Origin of the sequence: Microcoleus sp. N9_A2, assembly GCF_036701775.1 — a bacterium.
Classification (GTDB): domain Bacteria; phylum Cyanobacteriota; class Cyanobacteriia; order Cyanobacteriales; family Microcoleaceae; genus Microcoleus.
The window spans coordinates 67596-82953 of the sequence record NZ_JAUBRH010000010.1; the positions used below are offsets into that span (position 1 = coordinate 67596).

Here is a 15358-nt window from a genome sequence, read left to right on the forward strand (position 1 = left end):
TGAACTATGGATAATGACAGATAAGCTTTCGGCTGCACCTCCACCGATAGAACGAGCAGTATACCTATCTATTATCACGCAACTGAGGCTTAATTCTTATTTTAACGTAACATTACCGCATCTTTTATTACAAGGTCATTGCGATCTCTTCAACAATCGTCTGCTAAAGCGTGCAGAGGCGATCGCCAAAAAAAAATTGTGCGTGAATGTAAATTCTGCACCATAGGGAAAATATTGCCATCTCTCAGGTTCATTTTTGCTGAAGACAGCTCGCGAGCGCTTGAACTGCCCCATCAACTCCATTCTTGTTCTGAATCTTTTCTCCCAATATTTTAGCTTTCTGTTGGACTTCTTTTGTCAAAGCGTAGGCGATCGCGATGACTGGCACATCGTTTGTTCAAATCAGATAAATCTTTGTGCTTCGGGGGGTGCATTGTCAGCGTCTCGCCATTCCGCGTAAATCTCAGATTGCCGTTGTGATCCTCTTCCACGTGTGCGCTCGCGCTGAGCGTCGATCGCAACTTTAATGTCATTGATGGGTAACTTCAAGCGTTCAGCGATCGTCAATTGCACCTTGCGATCGCCTCAACAATAGAGGGTGTGATGATGTCAAAGGCATCACAGACTTTCCAGCATTATTAACAATGGTTTCGGGCTGAACGCTTCACCTCAGTTTAGGAAAGGATTTCCACTTAATTCAGCAGATCATATGCCCCGCCACGTTCTAATGCACGGCGGTATGCGGGACGTGCGTGAATGCGATCGAGAAAGCCCATCAGTTTCGGTCGGCTGCTGTCCAACCCTACCTGTGCAGCCGCCGCCTCCAATGGAAAGCTCATCTGAATATCGGCTGCGGTAAACTCACTACCAACAAACCATAAGCTTTTCTCAAGTTCTGCTTCTACATAACCCAGATGCAGTGCGATTTGAGGATCAATGAACGATTTATTGACGCGAGCCACAATTGCCCGCGCGATGGGTCGAGCGAAAAACGGCATCGGACTTGTTTCGACTTGGTTAAAGACTAGCTTCAACACTAGCGGGGGCATCGCAGAGCCCTCAGCATAATGCAGCCAGTAGATGTATCGCAACCGTTCCGGCGTGCCAAGCTCTGGAGCGAGTCGTCCGCCACCGTAACGGTCAACTAAGTATTCGACGATCGCACCGGATTCAGCCAGAGTCAGCGCACCATCGGTAATCACGGGAGACTTGCCCAGTGGATGCACTGCACGCAGCGACGCGGGAGCGAGCATTGTTTTCGGGTCGCGCTCGTAGCGCTTGACTTCATACTCTAGGTCGAGTTCCTCTAGCAGCCAGAGCACTCGCTGGGAGCGAGAGTTGTTCAAGTGGTGGACAGTAATCATGTTTTTCTTCTCAGCTTACCAAAAAATTGGGTCAAAGCCCCGTTCTTATAGGACGGCTTTAATTGCGATCGCATAATGTAAAGAATTTTCAAATAGTTTATTTTATAGACACAAAACTCTATAGAACCCATTTGAGATCTATTCTGCGTAAATCTCAGAAACCGGGTTTCTCTCGGTATTTCTCGTCATCCAACCCAAAAACTCGTAGAAACCCGGTTTCTCGCCATGATCGTAAATATCAGAAACCGGGTTTCTCTCGGTATTTCTCGTCACCCAACCCAAAAACTCAAAGATGTCAAATGGGTTCTATAAACGTGATAGGATCATTTCATGATTGTATTAGAGTTGAAGTTAAAAGGCAAAGCACAGCAATATCGGGTCATCGACGAGATGATCCGTACAGCTCAGTTTGTCAGAAACAAAGCTCTTAGGTACTGGATCGACAATCAAGGAGTTAAGTTAGTTGACCTGTACAAACAATGCGCCGTCATGGCTAAAGAGTTTGAATGGGCCCGAAAACTTAACTCAATGGCACGTCAGGCTTCGGCCGAACGTGCCATTTTTGCTATTCAACGTTTCTTCGCTAATTGCATCGCCCAAAAGCCAGGGAAAAAAGGATACCCGCAGTTTAAAAAACACACTCGCTCAGTAGAGTATAAGACATCAGGTTGGAAGCTTTCTGCCGACAAAAGATGCCTAACATTTACGGACGGTTTTGCTGCTGGGACGTTTAAATTAGTCGGTAGTCGAGACTTGCATTTCTATGCTCCTAGTGAAATTAAGCGAGTTAGGGTTGTGCGATGCGCTGATGGCTACTATGCTCAGTTTTGCATCAATGTGGAACGGGCAGAGGAATCTATTCCCACAGGTAAAGCTATTGGAATAGATGTCGGATTGAACCATTTCTATACCGACAGTAATGGTGAGACAATCCCTAACCCTCGCTATCTTCGCAAAAGCGAAAAAGCCTTAAAGAGAGCGCAGAAACGAGTTTCCCGAAAGAAGAAAGGTTCTAGTAATCGTAAAAAAGCGATTAACAAGTTAGGAATAAAACACCTTAAAGTTAGTAGGCAGCGCAAAGACTTCGCCATTAAGACAGCGTTGTGCGTAGTAAAATCTAGCGATTTCGTAGCCTACGAAAACTTGCAGGTGAGGAATATGGTCAAGAACCATAAGCTTGCTAAATCAATTAGCGATGCAGCTTGGAATCAGTTTGCTCAGTGGCTACAATACTTTGGAAAAGTGTACGGCAAAATGGTTGTTGCTGTTGCTCCTCAGTACACATCTCAAGATTGCTCAGCCTGTGGCAATAGAGTCAAAAAATCGCTGTCGATCAGAACCCATATTTGTGGATGCGGCGCGGTATTAGACAGAGATCACAACGCAGCGCTCAACATTTTGGCCCTCGGATTGAAAGCCCGTGCAGGAATCACTTTGAATACGGTGGGGCACACCGAAATTAACGCGATCGGACAGAACGAGCTCTACTCATTGGTGGTGACATCAACGAGCAAATCGACTGGCCCAAGCAAGAATCCTCGCGCCTGATAGCCGAGGAGTGTCAACAAACTCAGTCTCCTTTCCGGTATGCACCACCACTGCTTTGCCAGTACCGCTGATAACATTAGTACCCATATAAAGGATGTTAGTGCGCTTACCGAGATCAGTTTCAGCAGGCAAAACGCCACTAAGTTTGTCAGCCGGATAAGTTTCCCCAGTCAGCGCCGCTTCATTCACTGACAAATCTTTCGACTCTAAAATCAGGCAGTCACCGGGAATACTATCGCCAGCGTTAAGCAACACAATGTCACCCGGAACCACCTCTTCATTGGGGATTTCTTGAGATTTACCATCCCGCAACACCGTTGCTTTTACTTGCACCAATGCCAGTAATTTTTCAACAGCATTTGTCGCTCCCCTTTCTTGCCAAAATCCTAATAATCCGCTAATTAGGACGATCGCCAAAATGACGATCGCATCTGCCGCATCTTTCAGAAATATCGACAGCACAGCGGCAAAAATCAGAATTAAAATAATCGGACTCTTAAACTGATTGAGCAACAGCGTCAGTGAGTTCGATTGCTGTTTCTGTTTCAGGCTGTTCGCACCGTATTCGCTCAGGTGTTGTTTAGCATTCTGACTGCTTAAACCTGCGGCTGTAGACTTCACCTGAGTCAGCACGCGATCGGCTGGTAAGCTCCAAAACGTCGAAAGTTGTGAATTCATTGTTTGTTATTTAATACGATTTCTACAAAATATTGCTACAAAAAAAGTTTTGGGCGGAGGGCACTGGAGTGTTGTGTCTGGGCCCTGTTGGTCAGATGCGGATCTGTGAGATTGTCTGTCAAACTTAGGGATTGTCAACGGCAACGCACCCTACGGCTACTTCAACTTTGCCAGCAACTTAGGAATGAAAATTTAATAACTCCACTATAGCAATCCTTGCAGGAGTCGTAAACTTTTTACCCCACCCCAACCCTCCCCTTATCAAGGGGAGGGAGTAAGAAATTCACAAATGATTTAGGATTGCTATATCTACTCAATTGTCGGAACTGCACGGTAATTCCATTTTGGCAAATATTTATCAAAAATAATTTTCATGGTATTCTTAAATCCATCAGCTACTTTTTGACCAGTTTGATAAATTTTATCAAGCACATTTACTACCAAAGAAAGTCCGGTTTTTGTGTGGTTTTTTTCCATGAGTTCTTTGACCAACTCAAGGCTGGTAAAAATCACTCCTTGACCAGCTCTCGTTACATGAAGAAATAAGCGATTTGCAATAGGATTGTACTTGGATTCATCAGGAGGATAATGTGCTATTTTGATTTTTATATGGAGCTACGTTGACTAATTTTTATAAATCCGATTTAAAGATATAATGATTAGAATTATGACTGCCACTTCCATCACATTTAATCAAAATTGAACCTGCTTGAGGGTAGAGAGAGATTCCGTAATTTATCCACCATGATTTAATCGATTCATAAGCAAATTCACTCGTATCTTTACTTGTGCCTAGGCTTAAATATCCTCGGTTATGTTGCACATCATAAATTCCATGAGGCACTACTTGGCCATCAGCCAAACTGAAAAACTTATGGTCAAATGTGGTAACTGTTTCGGTAGTATACAGAGTTACTGAGCGATATTAATTTCCAATAAATTCCTTTTTTTGGCATCCATAATAATGATAGAATTTCCCTGTAACTCATACTCTTCAGTAATTGTGACAAGATTTTCAAATTGTTGATTACGATTATTTGTGATTTTTTTTTTTTTTTGAGCTTGACGTTTCACATATCCGTGCTTTTTTAATAATTTCTGAACAACCGTCACGCTGACTGTTATGCCATGAAGTTTCAGGCCTTAAACTATTTCTTGTTGAGTGAGATTAGTCCATTTGATTTTCTCATCCATTGGGTCTCCTGCTGTATAATTTTTTAAGACTTCTAAAAAAGTTTCATTCAAACCAGGTATCTGAGAATCGCTAGTTTTTCTTCCTCCTCCTTTTTGACGAATTCTTTGTTGATTAAAGGTAGTCTATGATTCACTTTTTAATTCCTTAATGCCTTTGGCTATTGTATTCCTGTCTACTGATAAAGTTCTCGCTATGTAACTAATTCCACCACAGCCAAGTTTTTGGGATTCTATTGCTGCATATCTTCGTCGATCTTTTTCCGATAAAGATTGATAAAATTTCCGCATCTGAGCAGTAATTTCAGAGGAGTAATACATAAATTTACCGGGAGAAAATTACTTGAATCAACCAACCAATTATTAGCGACAAAAACAGGGTGGATATCGAAAAAGGATAAGTTTTGACCAAGAAATTCAAATATCAATTAATTGATATTCACTCATTTGTTTATTATACCTTGCTTATGTTATTAAATTTTCATTCCTTAATTGTAGCGATCGAAACCTTCTGCAGCACAGACAACAAAACAGACTTATAGAAGGAATTCACTGGGGTAGAAATCCTGGCGGAAAAATTCTATACAATCAACAACTGATTAAACAATTGATAACCTGTGGTGGGGATATCAATCATCCAGATCATCAGAAATTTATGGAGAGGTATCTCGGTGAGAAACCGGACAGTCAACATCAGAAACCGGGTCGAAAACAGGGAACAAATCTGGTAGTTTTGGCGGGTTGACAAGTCCGGCATAATTTTCGTAGAGAGTGCGGACATCGTGGCCGGTAAGGGCTGCGATCGAAACAGGATTCATGCCTGATTCCAAACCATGCGAAATTAGCGTATGTCGGGTATTGTAAGGTTTTCTATAATCAATTCCAAGGGATGCAGGCGCAGGTTTCCAGTAGCGATTGCAGAAATTTTTGGAGTCGTAGCTTGCGGGGCGGTACGCCATCGCTCTGCCTTCAATGCTGGTGAAAATTAAATCATCCGGTTTCTGATTCTCTTTTCGGCGATCGAGCAGTAGTTGTTGCAGCCGTGCTGTTAGCGGCACGGTGCGATCTTTATTCCGCTTGGCTGCTTTCCGATCACGATTGCTCAAACTTTCTCCGATCCAGGTGCGATCGCAGTTTTGCGAGCAATGTCGCCAGAGAAGCGCTGCTGCTTCACCGGTGCGGAGCCCAACACCAAATTTGAATTCCACATAGTCCGCATAATGTGTCAGATTTGAGTCAGAGCGGAATTTCTGGACGATCGCGCTTATTTCTTTCAGCGTGAACGGTTCTGGGCGCTGTTTGGGCGCGACCGAGACTTTGACTTTCTCCCAAGGATTTTCGAGAACCAGCTTCTTTTTCTGTGCCCATTCCCAGCAAGCGTTCATCATCACAATCCGTTCGCGTACCGTCACCGGTTCAAGGGAGCGATCGGATAATAGCCAATCTCTAAATTTCTCAGCAACATTTTCAGAAACAGAAATTGTTGTTTTGTTGTTGAAAAACACAGAAACGTGTTTTTGAAGTCCAAGATATTTAGCGAAAGTAGCAGGCTCGATTTTCCGGCGCTTGTACTCGATAAATTGGTGAAACAGGTCAGAAACAGAGATGGATTCTTGTTTCTGGGGTTTGTATTTTGCCAGAGATGGGTCAAAATTCCCACTGGTCATGTCAAGCTTTGATGGAAGCGGCTTTACGGTTGACGATCGAATCCGGCAAACCGAGATAGAGCCAGAAGCGTTTCCCCCTCCCATGACCAGGCAAGCCGTAACCGATCTTTGAAAACTTCTATATTTACTGAGCCTTTTGGCATATCCCTGATTTATCGCACTTTCTGTCTGAGTATGTCACCCTTTGTCGGCCCCTTATTGAGAATGCGTAACCTACGATTTATCTAGTAAAAATAATGGAACCCTTATAAAATAAGGATTCCATCTATCGGAGCGGCGGGATTTGAACCCACGACCCCTACTACCCCAAAGTAGTGCGCTACCAAGCTGCGCTACGCCCCGACAGCTTTAATAGCTTAGCATAGAATTCCCAAAAAAGTCAAAAAACTTTTAAAACTTTTGCAGCCTGCACCAAACTCGGAACCGCAGCCGCCGCCCAAAAACCCTCGCAGCGACGGCCAGCATTCAAGATCAACTGCACACTGTAAGCTTCGGGATAGCCTTCCACCTGCACCCACAGCAAATCGCTTTCGGCTTCAATGGCTATTTTTTCCTCGTCCATCAACTCAGAGGCCATCTGACTCATTGTGCCGGCTAATTGCCCCAACAATCGGCAAAAATCGTTCAACTCAGCCTCCGTTAGTTCGATCGCCCAACCGTCGCCAGCCACCAAACCCTTAAACTCCTCCGCCTCCGGGTTCCATCCCAAACGCCATCCGCTACCAGTCTTAATTACACGTTCCACCATTGAGGGTTTTTAGATTTTAGATTTTAGATTTTGGATTAGTAGGACTTATATCAATTCCGGTTGCATCGGAAGAGTCAAATCCCGTCAACAGCGATGCCATGAGCGAAGCCGAAGGGTCAACAATTCCCGATGGTGAAACCGAAATTGATCTAATTCATCTGCGTTAATCTGTGTTGCATCTGCCTGTATCTGCGGTGGTAAAAAAAAGATAATTTCTCAGGCCGCAGATGACAATGGATTGACGCTGATTCACGCAGATGTCGAGAATAGAGATAGGAATAATTCCGATGCTAACAGATTTGATATTACCCATAAATACGAAAGAAACCGGGTTTTTTACCATTTTCAAAGGCCGGGATGCAGTATTTCCGTAAAAAACCAGGTTTCTGCATTCCTGAGTATTAAGGTGCCAGCAACTTCGCATCTCCCGGCTGCGGCTGCGGTATCTCCGGCGAATTCGATCGCCCTTGTGGTTTTTCCCCCGCCGCCGGTGTGGGCCCACGCTCGGAATTCTCCGTAAAAACATCAACCAAAGCTTGAACCAAAGCATCCCGCTGTGATCTATTTAACCTTTGAATAGCACCACGATCCTGTTCCATTGGATTTGATCGCAAAACGTCGTTTCCGGGATACACACTTTCCACCAAATAATCGGGAGTCGCCCCCAAATAGTCAGCTAAAGTCAACTTCCAATCTAAGCGGTAATTGGGCGGCCGTCCTTTGACAAATACGTGATATCGAATCAACCGCCCGACTAAAGTATTAGTAGGATCGACTTTTCCTGTTTCTTTGGAAATGTAGTTATTCTCGATCGGGAAATCCGGCAATTTTTCGTACACAAATTTCCACGCATCTTGCACCCTCACTTGCGGCGGTGCAGATTGTTGAGCCACCCGCTGCACTGAGGCAGACTCAGAACTCCGCAGCAGCGAAGGTTCCAAAGCCGACAGACTCAGTTCCCCGGATTCCAATACCCAACTCAAAAGCGTGAAAATCGCTACACTCAAAGTAACCAACAGAAAACTTAAGCCCTGCTTTAATATATTCACGGTTTTGACAAAAATTTGAAAAATAGAATAATTTCATAAACTTACCCCCAAGCAGATGTCCTAGTTTCTAATTTTAGGATTTACACTCCTCAACCCGGTTTATTAGAAAAATCAGAGTTTTGTTAACGAGGCAGCTAGGAATAAACCGGGTTTCTCGTCCCGTGCGCCCAAGTCTAGTTGGAAAAAGTTGTGAGTTTTGAGTTGACAAAAATTGCTCGCAATTCACCACTCAAAACCCAAAACTCCCAAAGTCTAGATGTCTCCGATAATTTCCGGCTGAGTCAGTTCGTCCGACATCTCAAATATCGCCCGCATTACAGGTTTCATTTGATGGTCGTCCATATTGTCAAAATCTTCATAGCGACGGCGTTTTGCGCGGTTCGCCACCTGCACCGTAATCCGATAGCGGTTGGATGCACCGTTAATCAACTCTTCCGCCCGACGGGTAAGCTGAGTTGAATCGAAGGGTGGACGCTTATTAGCCATGAGACTCCCTACTTTATGTAATGTTACATTCTAGTCTAGTATGTCAAGATTCATAATTTATTAACTGAGTATCATTGCTTATGCAGGCAGCAACAGCCTATTCCTTTGGTAACTTGCATCGGGTAAATTCTCATCCCCTCAAATTGGTTGCTTTCGGCGACAGCTTAATCTACGGTTTCGGCGACGGTGTAGGCGGTGGCTGGGTGGAAAGATTGCGGCGCCAGTGGATGTTACCGGAGAGTGCAGGACACGTTTTATACAATTTGGGCGTTCGGGGCGATCGCACCTATCAAGTCTCCCAGCGGCTCGAAAACGAGTTTCGCCACCGGGGCGAGCTCAGAAACCGCGTCCCGGATGCTATGATACTTTCCGTCGGCCTCAACGATTCGGCGAGGGTGCAGTCACCGACGGGGCGCAGCTATACTGATTTTGAACATTTTAAAACTGTTTTGGATAATTTATTAAACCTATCCCAACAACTTTGCCCGGTAATATTTGTCGGGATGGTGCCGGTGGATGAAAGTAAAATGCCTTTTCAAGATTGTTTGTATTACAGTCATGCTGACCAATATCGGTATAAAGAAGCAACGAAATTAGCTTGTGAGTTGCGGGGAATTCTCTATTTAGATATTTTTGATAAATGGATCGATCGGGGGAGTGATTGGTGGCGATCGCGCCTGATTGCAGATGGGCTGCATCCCAATGCAGCGGGGTATCAATCTTTATTTGAAGATGCAACGAGTTGGGAGCCGCTAGTCTCTATTAGTCATTAGTCAGTAGTCATTCGTCATCATGGCTGACTTCCGTGGCATTCTGAACTCTCAATATGCCACCTGCTCCAGCCATCAAAATTGACCTGGCTTGCAACGCTCAAACGGAAGCTTATTAAGCGAAAACTCAAGAAATACTAAAAAGTAACAATCGGTACCTAAAATGGCAAAATTATCCAAAAATTCCCCAGTTAGTCTAGATGCACTTATTCCCCGAGACGCATTTGAGATTAAAGATCAGCCCGAACGCAATATGGGAAGAAGTATCCTCACTATAGGTATTCGCGACCTAGAACAAAGTTCTTTTTTCTATCCGTTTTTGCGAAAACCGGATTTTCAAAGAGAAAGTAATGAATGGGATGCAGCAAAAATATGCGAGTTTATTGAAAGTTTTTTAGATGGAGATTTAATTCCCGCAGTTATTCTTTGGCGAGGTAGTAGCCACTATTTTGTTGTTGATGGTTCTCATCGACTGAGTTCGTTACTTGCTTGGATTAATGATGATTATGGGGATGGTAAAATTTCTAAACTATTTTATGACGGCAACATCACTGACGAACAGAAAGAGGCAGCCAAAGAAACTCGCAAACTAATTAAAGAGAAAATAGGAGCTTACAAAGATTATCAATCATTGACTTCACAGCCTGGTCAAGTTAATCCTAAAATGCTCGAAAGAGCTAGGAACTTAGGGGCCTCAGCGATTTCACTTCAATGGGTTGAAGGTGATGCTATGAAAGCGGAGGAATCTTTTTTCAAAATCAACCAGAAAGCAGCTCCCATTAGCGAGACTGAGATGAGGTTGCTACTAGCACGTAAAACACCTAATGGTGTGGCTGCGCGTGCGATCGTGAGAAGTGGTAATGGTCATAAATATTGGTCGGAGTTCTCTGAAAAAAAACAGGATGAGATTGAAACAGTAGCGCAAGAAATACACGAACTTATATTTCAGCCCAAACTTTCAAATCCCATTAAAACCTTAGATGTACCAATTGTGGGGAATCTTTCATCTTCGGATAAGCTGGAATTGATTTTAGAATTTATAAATATTGTCAATAACATATCAACCGATAATCAGTTGGGAGAAGATTCAACAGGCGATAAAACTATTGAGCTACTAAAGCAGTGCAAAAAAGTGGCTCAAAGAATCAATAGCAAAGATCCTTCATCTCTGGGTTTACATCCACTGGTATACTTTTATACTCAACAAGGAAAGCCAAAAATTGGTTCCTTTTATGGGGTGGTTAGTTTAATTTTACATTTACAACAGACTAAATCTTGGTCTAAATTGATCGAGGTAAGAAAAGACTTTGAATGGGTAATTTGGAATTATGATATGGTTCCACAACTTGTTGCCAAGAAGAGTGACGCATTACAAGCTAGAGAGCTAGTGAGAGACTTCTACTTAGAAGTCATTAATAAGTTGTCAGGAGGTATAGATAAAAAGAATGTTATCACAGAAATAAGATCCGGCGATAAAAGATTTGCGACTCTGAAAATTCCAAAGAAAGCCGACACTGGGGAAATTGTGAGTAAAGAATTTTCTAGAGAAACCAAAGCATCTGCGTTTATCAGAGAGGCTCTACCAGGCTGGCCAGTTTGTAAAATTTGTGGAGGGTATCTGCCTTGCAGATTTAATAGTATCGATCATATTACAAGAAAAGCTGATGGGGGTTTAGGAACTTTAAAAAACGCACAATTAACTCACCCCTACTGCAATACTACCTATAAAAATTGAAAAAAAATTGTATTCGATTTAATGTAGAGCCAAAATATTGCGATCGCCGATGGTTAAATTTTAGCGACAGGCAATTGCTTTTTTGTTAAATCAATCTCATACAATTTGGTATGCGATCGCGATCGCATATCAAACGGTTTTGTCCGTAAATCCTGTTAATTGCAGAAACCAGGTAGATAAGGGAGATAAGCAACATAAGGATTTTAAGGAATTTAAGCATTTTAAAATTACCCAATCACCATAAAAATATTTATTTTAAAAGACCGTATCTTCCCCGCACACGAAGTAAAATTCTTCAATAATGATTACATAACAGAGGGAAAAAGCAAGTTGGGCAGAATCAATCAGCCTATCAAAAGCTTAGTTCTCCTCAATAAAAAAATTGTGTAAATTGGAGAATCAAAAAATGTCTGTATTACATCGCATCAAATCCGGTACATCTGTTTTATTAACATTGGGAACAGTTGCCGGAACCGCAGCGCCGATGCTAGCTCCCGCGCCTTCTTTTGCTCAGACAGCTTTTTCGGATGTTAATAATAACTACTGGGCAAAAGATTTTATTCAAGATTTGTCAGAAAGAGGAATTATCAAAGGATTTCCCGATCGCACTTTCCGCCCGGATGCACCGGTAACGCGGGCTGAATTCGCGGCAATGATCCGTTCTGTGAAAAAGGCAAAAACCCGCGCTGCTGTGGGGTTTGCCGATGTTCCGTCTAATTTTTGGGCAAGCGGGGCGATCGCCCAAGCTTACGAAATGGGATGGATGTCTGGCTATCCCGGCAATGTTTTCAGACCGGCACAGCAGATTCCTCGCGTTCAAGTTGTAGTCGCTTTAAATAACGGCATGGGCTATGAGCCTACGTGCGATTTTCAAGATGTTCTCAGCTACTATAGCGATGCTGGTGAGATTCAAAGTTATGCTGTCAAAAGCGTTGCTGCTGCTACTGAAAAACAGTTGGTTGTCAGCTATCCCAATCCTAAATCTCTCAAACCGAACAAGTCAGCAACGCGAGCTGAAGTAGCTGCTTTTATCTATCAAACATTGGTGAGTACCAATCAAGCAAGAGCAATTAATTCTCCTTACATTGCCAAGATTGATGTTAGCGAATCTGTGGCTGTGAAAATTCCCAGCGGGGTGACTATTCCAATCGAGTATGCAAAAGGTAAGATTTTGCTCGGCCCCAATGACAAGTCTCCGATTACGCTGACTGTGGCTGCGGATATCACGGGTAATAATGGCCAAGTGCTGATACCCGAAGGCTCGAAAATTAGCGGCGAATTGCGATCGACTGCTTCGGGCGTTCAGTTTGTGGCTCAAGAATTAAGTATAATCAACGGCAGCAGAGTGCCTCTGGTGGCCACTTCGCAACTGATTACTAGGAAAGAAACTGTTACCAAGGGCGTTAATGTTGGTAATCTGGTTAAGAATACGGCGTTGGGTGCTGCAGCAGCGGCGGCGATCGCAGGTGTTACGGGCGATCGGGCGATCGCGACTGAAGAGGTGCTGGGGGGCGCGGGAATCGGGACTTTGATCGGGGTGTTTTTGGGTAGAGATAAAGTCGATTTGTATGCTGTTAATCCCGACACCGATTTAGATTTGCTTTTGAATTCCGATTTGGTAGTTGGTACTGCCAGCACAGGCATTTGTAGCGCTCGATAGAGCCGACACTTGGAATTTTTTTCAAACCCCTCGCCTTGCAGGAGAGGGGCTTTAATGTGTGTATTTTACCTCGCTACAGGTGCATTTAATCAAATAATTAGCCAGGGATTTTTTTAAGTGTGAATTGCTACGGACATCCCAAACTTTCGCTGGTAGAAGCTCCAGTCACGGGATTGACACCATCTGCTTTCTCGCACAGGAGAGTAACTTGATAAGCGTCGATAATCGCGTCCGTAAAATCAGCGCCGGAAATTGCCGCATCATAAAACCGAGTTCGAGTCATAATTGCCTCTGAAAAATTCGCATTCGTCAAATTAGCGCCGTCGAATGTAACTCTATCTACTAAAGCACCGGAGAGGTTGGCACCTGACAAGTTGGCATTCAGCAAAACTCCTTTAGTCAAAATCGCATTAGTTAAATCAGCGCCTTGAAAGTTGGTTCCCCGCATTTCGGCCGCGACAAATGTTCCGCCCGCTAAGTCAGAATTGGAGAAATCGCGATCGGACAAATTAATATTTGTGTAATTAATATTTGTTTTCGGCAGGGCAAATGCCGGAGTAGCACTCAGCAGCACCCACCCAAAAGCCAACACTAAACTTACAAACAGGCTCAGGAAAATTCGGAAGACACTTTTCACAGATATTGCACTCATGGTAATTGACTCATGACTAATTAAAATCGTTTTACCCAATCTTCGCCAACGCGAAGTGTCAAGTCAGAATTGATTTCACCGGTAGAAGATGCTTCTATTTTACCGCCGCCTAACTCTTTTTGCAGTAGATTCGCTGCCTCTAAATCGCCTTGCTGAACAATAATTTGACTTTGACGCTGCTTCTCCGGTGAATCCTGCACTACAGATACATTAAAAAAGCCCTTTTTTCTGAGAAATTCAGCAACGGTTTTTGCGGTTGCTGGTTTATTAGAAGCGTTTTGGACAGCTATTTTGAGGTTTTTGGGCAAAACAGACTCGGTTGGATTGCGAAATCGTCCTTGTGCAAAATCCGGCACGCTCTGGTTGAAATATTGTGTCATAATGCGATCGAGCCCGATCGCATCTAAAATCCAATAACTCCTCAAATCGGCTTGTTCTGAACTAGAACTTCCCGGCAACATTACCATTTTAAAATTCTCTCGCTCCAATTGCAAACCGAAATTTGCCAGGGTCAATATTTCCTCATAATTTAGGTTTGTATCCACATATTTTTGCATCAATCGAACAATTTGTGGCAAGCGCACCAATACTGATGGACTTGTGAGGCGGTTCCGAATAGCTTGAATTAAAGATTGCTGTCGCTGAATGCGACCAATATCTCCTAAACCATCGTTGCGAAATCGAGCAAATTGTTCTGCTTGTTCTCCGTTGAGAGTTTGCCATCCCTTGGCTAAGTTTATTTTTAACTTTTGGGCGGTATCTGTATAGGACATTGCGCGAGGTACAAATACCTCAACTCCGCCCAACAAATCGACTAATTCCCGAAACGCACTGCTGCTGACTCGCACGTATCTTTCAATTCTCGTATTGTTCAGCATACTGCTAACCAATCGCGTCGCCAAAGCTGCTCCTCCCCTGGCATTGGCTTCGCTAATTTTGCTGACGCTAATTCCGGGAACTTCGACTTTAGTATCTCGCGGAACAGAAAGCAAACTAATAGATTTATCTCTAGGATCGAGGTGGAATAAGAGGATTGTATCGCTGCGACCGTTAAACATCTTAGGGCCATTGGCTGCAGCTTCCGGCACGCGGTCAATTCCCAATATCAAGATATTAACTGGGCGCGATAGGCGGTATCCAGAGTTGGATGATGAATAGTTAAAGCCAGTAGCCTCTAAGACTCTACTGATAACTGGCGGTTCCACGGGAGCTAACAGGGCGGTAATTGCCCCGATTGCGGCGGAGATGGCGGCTGTGAAAACTAGGAAAAATAGCCCAAATATATACAGGAATAATTTAGGCTTTTTTCGAGAGGTTTTATCGACTGGTTTAACAAAGTTTCTTTTAAAAATTGACAAGTTTTTCATTGACTTGCTGTTGATTATTGCAGTTTTTCAGCTTGGCAGTAAAACTTGGGCGGTGCTTCTCGAAAGTATTTGAACATAGCCGGACACAGCCAGCCTTCGAGATTTTTGGATTCCCACCGATACCAGTTACCGCCGTATTCTGCTTTCAACCACAGCATTTCTGCTTGATATCCGGGAAATGGGTTGGCGGAAAATAAAAGTCGGAAACCTCGATCGGCATTGGGAATGTCTGCGACGAGCGCGTTAATCATTTCGGGGACGCCCTGAACAAATGGTTCTCGGACAAGTCCGACTCGCTCGTCGTCAAAAACCCAGGTGTACTGTTCGCGATAGGGGTAAATTACCATCATGGCATTGGACATGGTATTCTCCTCTTTTCCTTTCCTTTGTTTTGTCTGCGAAAATGCAAGTGTTGATACATTATATTCTGTTGCGCGGAAGTT

17 protein-coding genes and 1 tRNA gene are annotated in these 15358 nt (G+C 43.6%); 4 read left to right on the forward strand and 14 right to left on the reverse strand.

Translation table 11 applies throughout. The features are described from left to right. Positions 1–332 precede the first annotated feature (332 nt). Together QUA44_RS08665 and QUA44_RS08670 are read right to left on the reverse strand one after the other, a co-directional pair. Positions 333–533, reverse strand: a complete 201-nt coding sequence (locus QUA44_RS08665) for a hypothetical protein (RefSeq protein ID WP_333251325.1) — start codon at positions 531–533, stop codon at positions 333–335. 159 nt (positions 534–692) lie between these two features. Then, the gene (locus QUA44_RS08670) at positions 693–1364 is read right to left on the reverse strand and encodes a glutathione S-transferase (RefSeq protein ID WP_333251322.1); all 672 of its coding nucleotides are present in this window, start codon (positions 1362–1364) and stop codon (positions 693–695) included. A gap of 330 nt (positions 1365–1694) precedes the next feature. Between QUA44_RS08670 and QUA44_RS08675 the strand changes: the two genes are divergently transcribed. Next, positions 1695–2912 carry a transposase gene (locus QUA44_RS08675; RefSeq protein ID WP_333251319.1) on the forward strand — a complete coding sequence of 406 codons (1218 nt, stop codon included), beginning with the start codon at positions 1695–1697 and terminating at the stop codon, positions 2910–2912. Here the strand turns inward: QUA44_RS08675 and QUA44_RS08680 are convergent. The 9 genes from QUA44_RS08680 to QUA44_RS08720 form a co-directional block, all read right to left on the reverse strand. Beyond that, positions 2868–3590 (reverse strand): HAD-IC family P-type ATPase, encoded by a 723-nt coding sequence (locus tag QUA44_RS08680; RefSeq protein ID WP_333251316.1) that lies wholly within the window; start codon positions 3588–3590, stop codon positions 2868–2870. The genes QUA44_RS08675 and QUA44_RS08680 overlap by 45 nt on opposite strands. 309 nt (positions 3591–3899) lie before the next feature. Continuing rightward, on the reverse strand, positions 3900–4199 hold the full coding sequence (locus QUA44_RS08685) for an ISAzo13-like element transposase-related protein (RefSeq protein ID WP_333276469.1): 300 nt from the start codon (positions 4197–4199) through the stop codon (positions 3900–3902). Between the two features lie 22 nt (positions 4200–4221). After that, positions 4222–4434: an ISAzo13-like element transposase-related protein gene (locus tag QUA44_RS08690; RefSeq protein WP_333251365.1), complete on the reverse strand. Its 213-nt coding sequence runs from the start codon at positions 4432–4434 to the stop codon at positions 4222–4224. Between the two features lie 68 nt (positions 4435–4502). Next, on the reverse strand, positions 4503–4730 hold the full coding sequence (locus QUA44_RS08695) for an ISAzo13-like element transposase-related protein (RefSeq protein WP_333251364.1): 228 nt from the start codon (positions 4728–4730) through the stop codon (positions 4503–4505). Between the two features lie 704 nt (positions 4731–5434). Next, a complete protein-coding gene (locus tag QUA44_RS08700; RefSeq protein WP_333251315.1) occupies positions 5435–6448 on the reverse strand; it encodes a tyrosine-type recombinase/integrase in 1014 nt (337 codons plus the stop codon). Positions 6449–6716: 268 nt separating this feature from the next. Beyond that, a tRNA-Pro gene (locus QUA44_RS08705) sits at positions 6717–6790 on the reverse strand. A 37-nt stretch (positions 6791–6827) separates the two neighbouring features. Continuing rightward, positions 6828–7196, reverse strand: a complete 369-nt coding sequence (locus tag QUA44_RS08710; protein WP_333251312.1) for a DUF1818 family protein — start codon at positions 7194–7196, stop codon at positions 6828–6830. 401 nt (positions 7197–7597) lie between these two features. Then, positions 7598–8245, reverse strand: a complete 648-nt coding sequence (locus tag QUA44_RS08715; protein WP_333251310.1) for a hypothetical protein — start codon at positions 8243–8245, stop codon at positions 7598–7600. A gap of 252 nt (positions 8246–8497) precedes the next feature. Further along, positions 8498–8731 carry a DNA-directed RNA polymerase subunit omega gene (locus QUA44_RS08720; protein WP_333251308.1) on the reverse strand — a complete coding sequence of 78 codons (234 nt, stop codon included), beginning with the start codon at positions 8729–8731 and terminating at the stop codon, positions 8498–8500. 80 nt (positions 8732–8811) lie between these two features. Between QUA44_RS08720 and QUA44_RS08725 the strand changes: the two genes are divergently transcribed. From QUA44_RS08725 to QUA44_RS08735, 3 genes are all read left to right on the forward strand, one after another. Continuing rightward, complete coding sequence (locus QUA44_RS08725) at positions 8812–9504, forward strand: GDSL-type esterase/lipase family protein (protein WP_333251306.1); 693 nt, start codon at positions 8812–8814, stop codon at positions 9502–9504. Between the two features lie 160 nt (positions 9505–9664). Continuing rightward, positions 9665–11236, forward strand: coding sequence for a GmrSD restriction endonuclease domain-containing protein (locus QUA44_RS08730; protein ID WP_333251303.1), 1572 nt, complete (start codon positions 9665–9667; stop codon positions 11234–11236). Positions 11237–11642: 406 nt separating this feature from the next. Then, positions 11643–12896 carry an S-layer homology domain-containing protein gene (locus QUA44_RS08735; RefSeq protein WP_333251301.1) on the forward strand — a complete coding sequence of 418 codons (1254 nt, stop codon included), beginning with the start codon at positions 11643–11645 and terminating at the stop codon, positions 12894–12896. Between the two features lie 127 nt (positions 12897–13023). Here QUA44_RS08735 and QUA44_RS08740 read toward each other — a convergent pair whose 3' ends face one another. From QUA44_RS08740 to QUA44_RS08750, 3 genes are read right to left on the reverse strand one after another with little or no spacing between them, the layout of a single operon-like run. Then, complete coding sequence (locus tag QUA44_RS08740; protein WP_333251300.1) at positions 13024–13548, reverse strand: pentapeptide repeat-containing protein; 525 nt, start codon at positions 13546–13548, stop codon at positions 13024–13026. A 20-nt stretch (positions 13549–13568) separates the two neighbouring features. After that, the gene (locus tag QUA44_RS08745; protein WP_333251298.1) at positions 13569–14915 is read right to left on the reverse strand and encodes an LCP family protein; all 1347 of its coding nucleotides are present in this window, start codon (positions 14913–14915) and stop codon (positions 13569–13571) included. Between the two features lie 14 nt (positions 14916–14929). Next, entirely contained in the window at positions 14930–15277 is a 348-nt protein-coding gene (locus QUA44_RS08750) for a DUF6717 family protein (RefSeq protein ID WP_333251295.1), read from the reverse strand. Between the last annotated feature and the right edge of the window lie 81 nt (positions 15278–15358).

Coding starts and splice junctions, on each gene's coding strand:
- QUA44_RS08665 (WP_333251325.1), bottom strand. CDS start 533: ATGACATTAAAGTTGCGATCGACGCTCAGCGCGAGCGCACACGTGGAA.
- QUA44_RS08675 (WP_333251319.1), top strand. CDS start 1,695: ATGATTGTATTAGAGTTGAAGTTAAAAGGCAAAGCACAGCAATATCGG.
- QUA44_RS08680 (WP_333251316.1), bottom strand. CDS start 3,590: ATGAATTCACAACTTTCGACGTTTTGGAGCTTACCAGCCGATCGCGTG.
- QUA44_RS08745 (WP_333251298.1), bottom strand. CDS start 14,915: ATGAAAAACTTGTCAATTTTTAAAAGAAACTTTGTTAAACCAGTCGAT.
- QUA44_RS08670 (WP_333251322.1), bottom strand. CDS start 1,364: ATGATTACTGTCCACCACTTGAACAACTCTCGCTCCCAGCGAGTGCTC.
- QUA44_RS08710 (WP_333251312.1), bottom strand. CDS start 7,196: ATGGTGGAACGTGTAATTAAGACTGGTAGCGGATGGCGTTTGGGATGG.
- QUA44_RS08735 (WP_333251301.1), top strand. CDS start 11,643: ATGTCTGTATTACATCGCATCAAATCCGGTACATCTGTTTTATTAACA.
- QUA44_RS08700 (WP_333251315.1), bottom strand. CDS start 6,448: ATGACCAGTGGGAATTTTGACCCATCTCTGGCAAAATACAAACCCCAG.
- QUA44_RS08725 (WP_333251306.1), top strand. CDS start 8,812: ATGCAGGCAGCAACAGCCTATTCCTTTGGTAACTTGCATCGGGTAAAT.
- QUA44_RS08740 (WP_333251300.1), bottom strand. CDS start 13,548: ATGAGTGCAATATCTGTGAAAAGTGTCTTCCGAATTTTCCTGAGCCTG.
- QUA44_RS08720 (WP_333251308.1), bottom strand. CDS start 8,731: ATGGCTAATAAGCGTCCACCCTTCGATTCAACTCAGCTTACCCGTCGG.
- QUA44_RS08750 (WP_333251295.1), bottom strand. CDS start 15,277: ATGTCCAATGCCATGATGGTAATTTACCCCTATCGCGAACAGTACACC.
- QUA44_RS08730 (WP_333251303.1), top strand. CDS start 9,665: ATGGCAAAATTATCCAAAAATTCCCCAGTTAGTCTAGATGCACTTATT.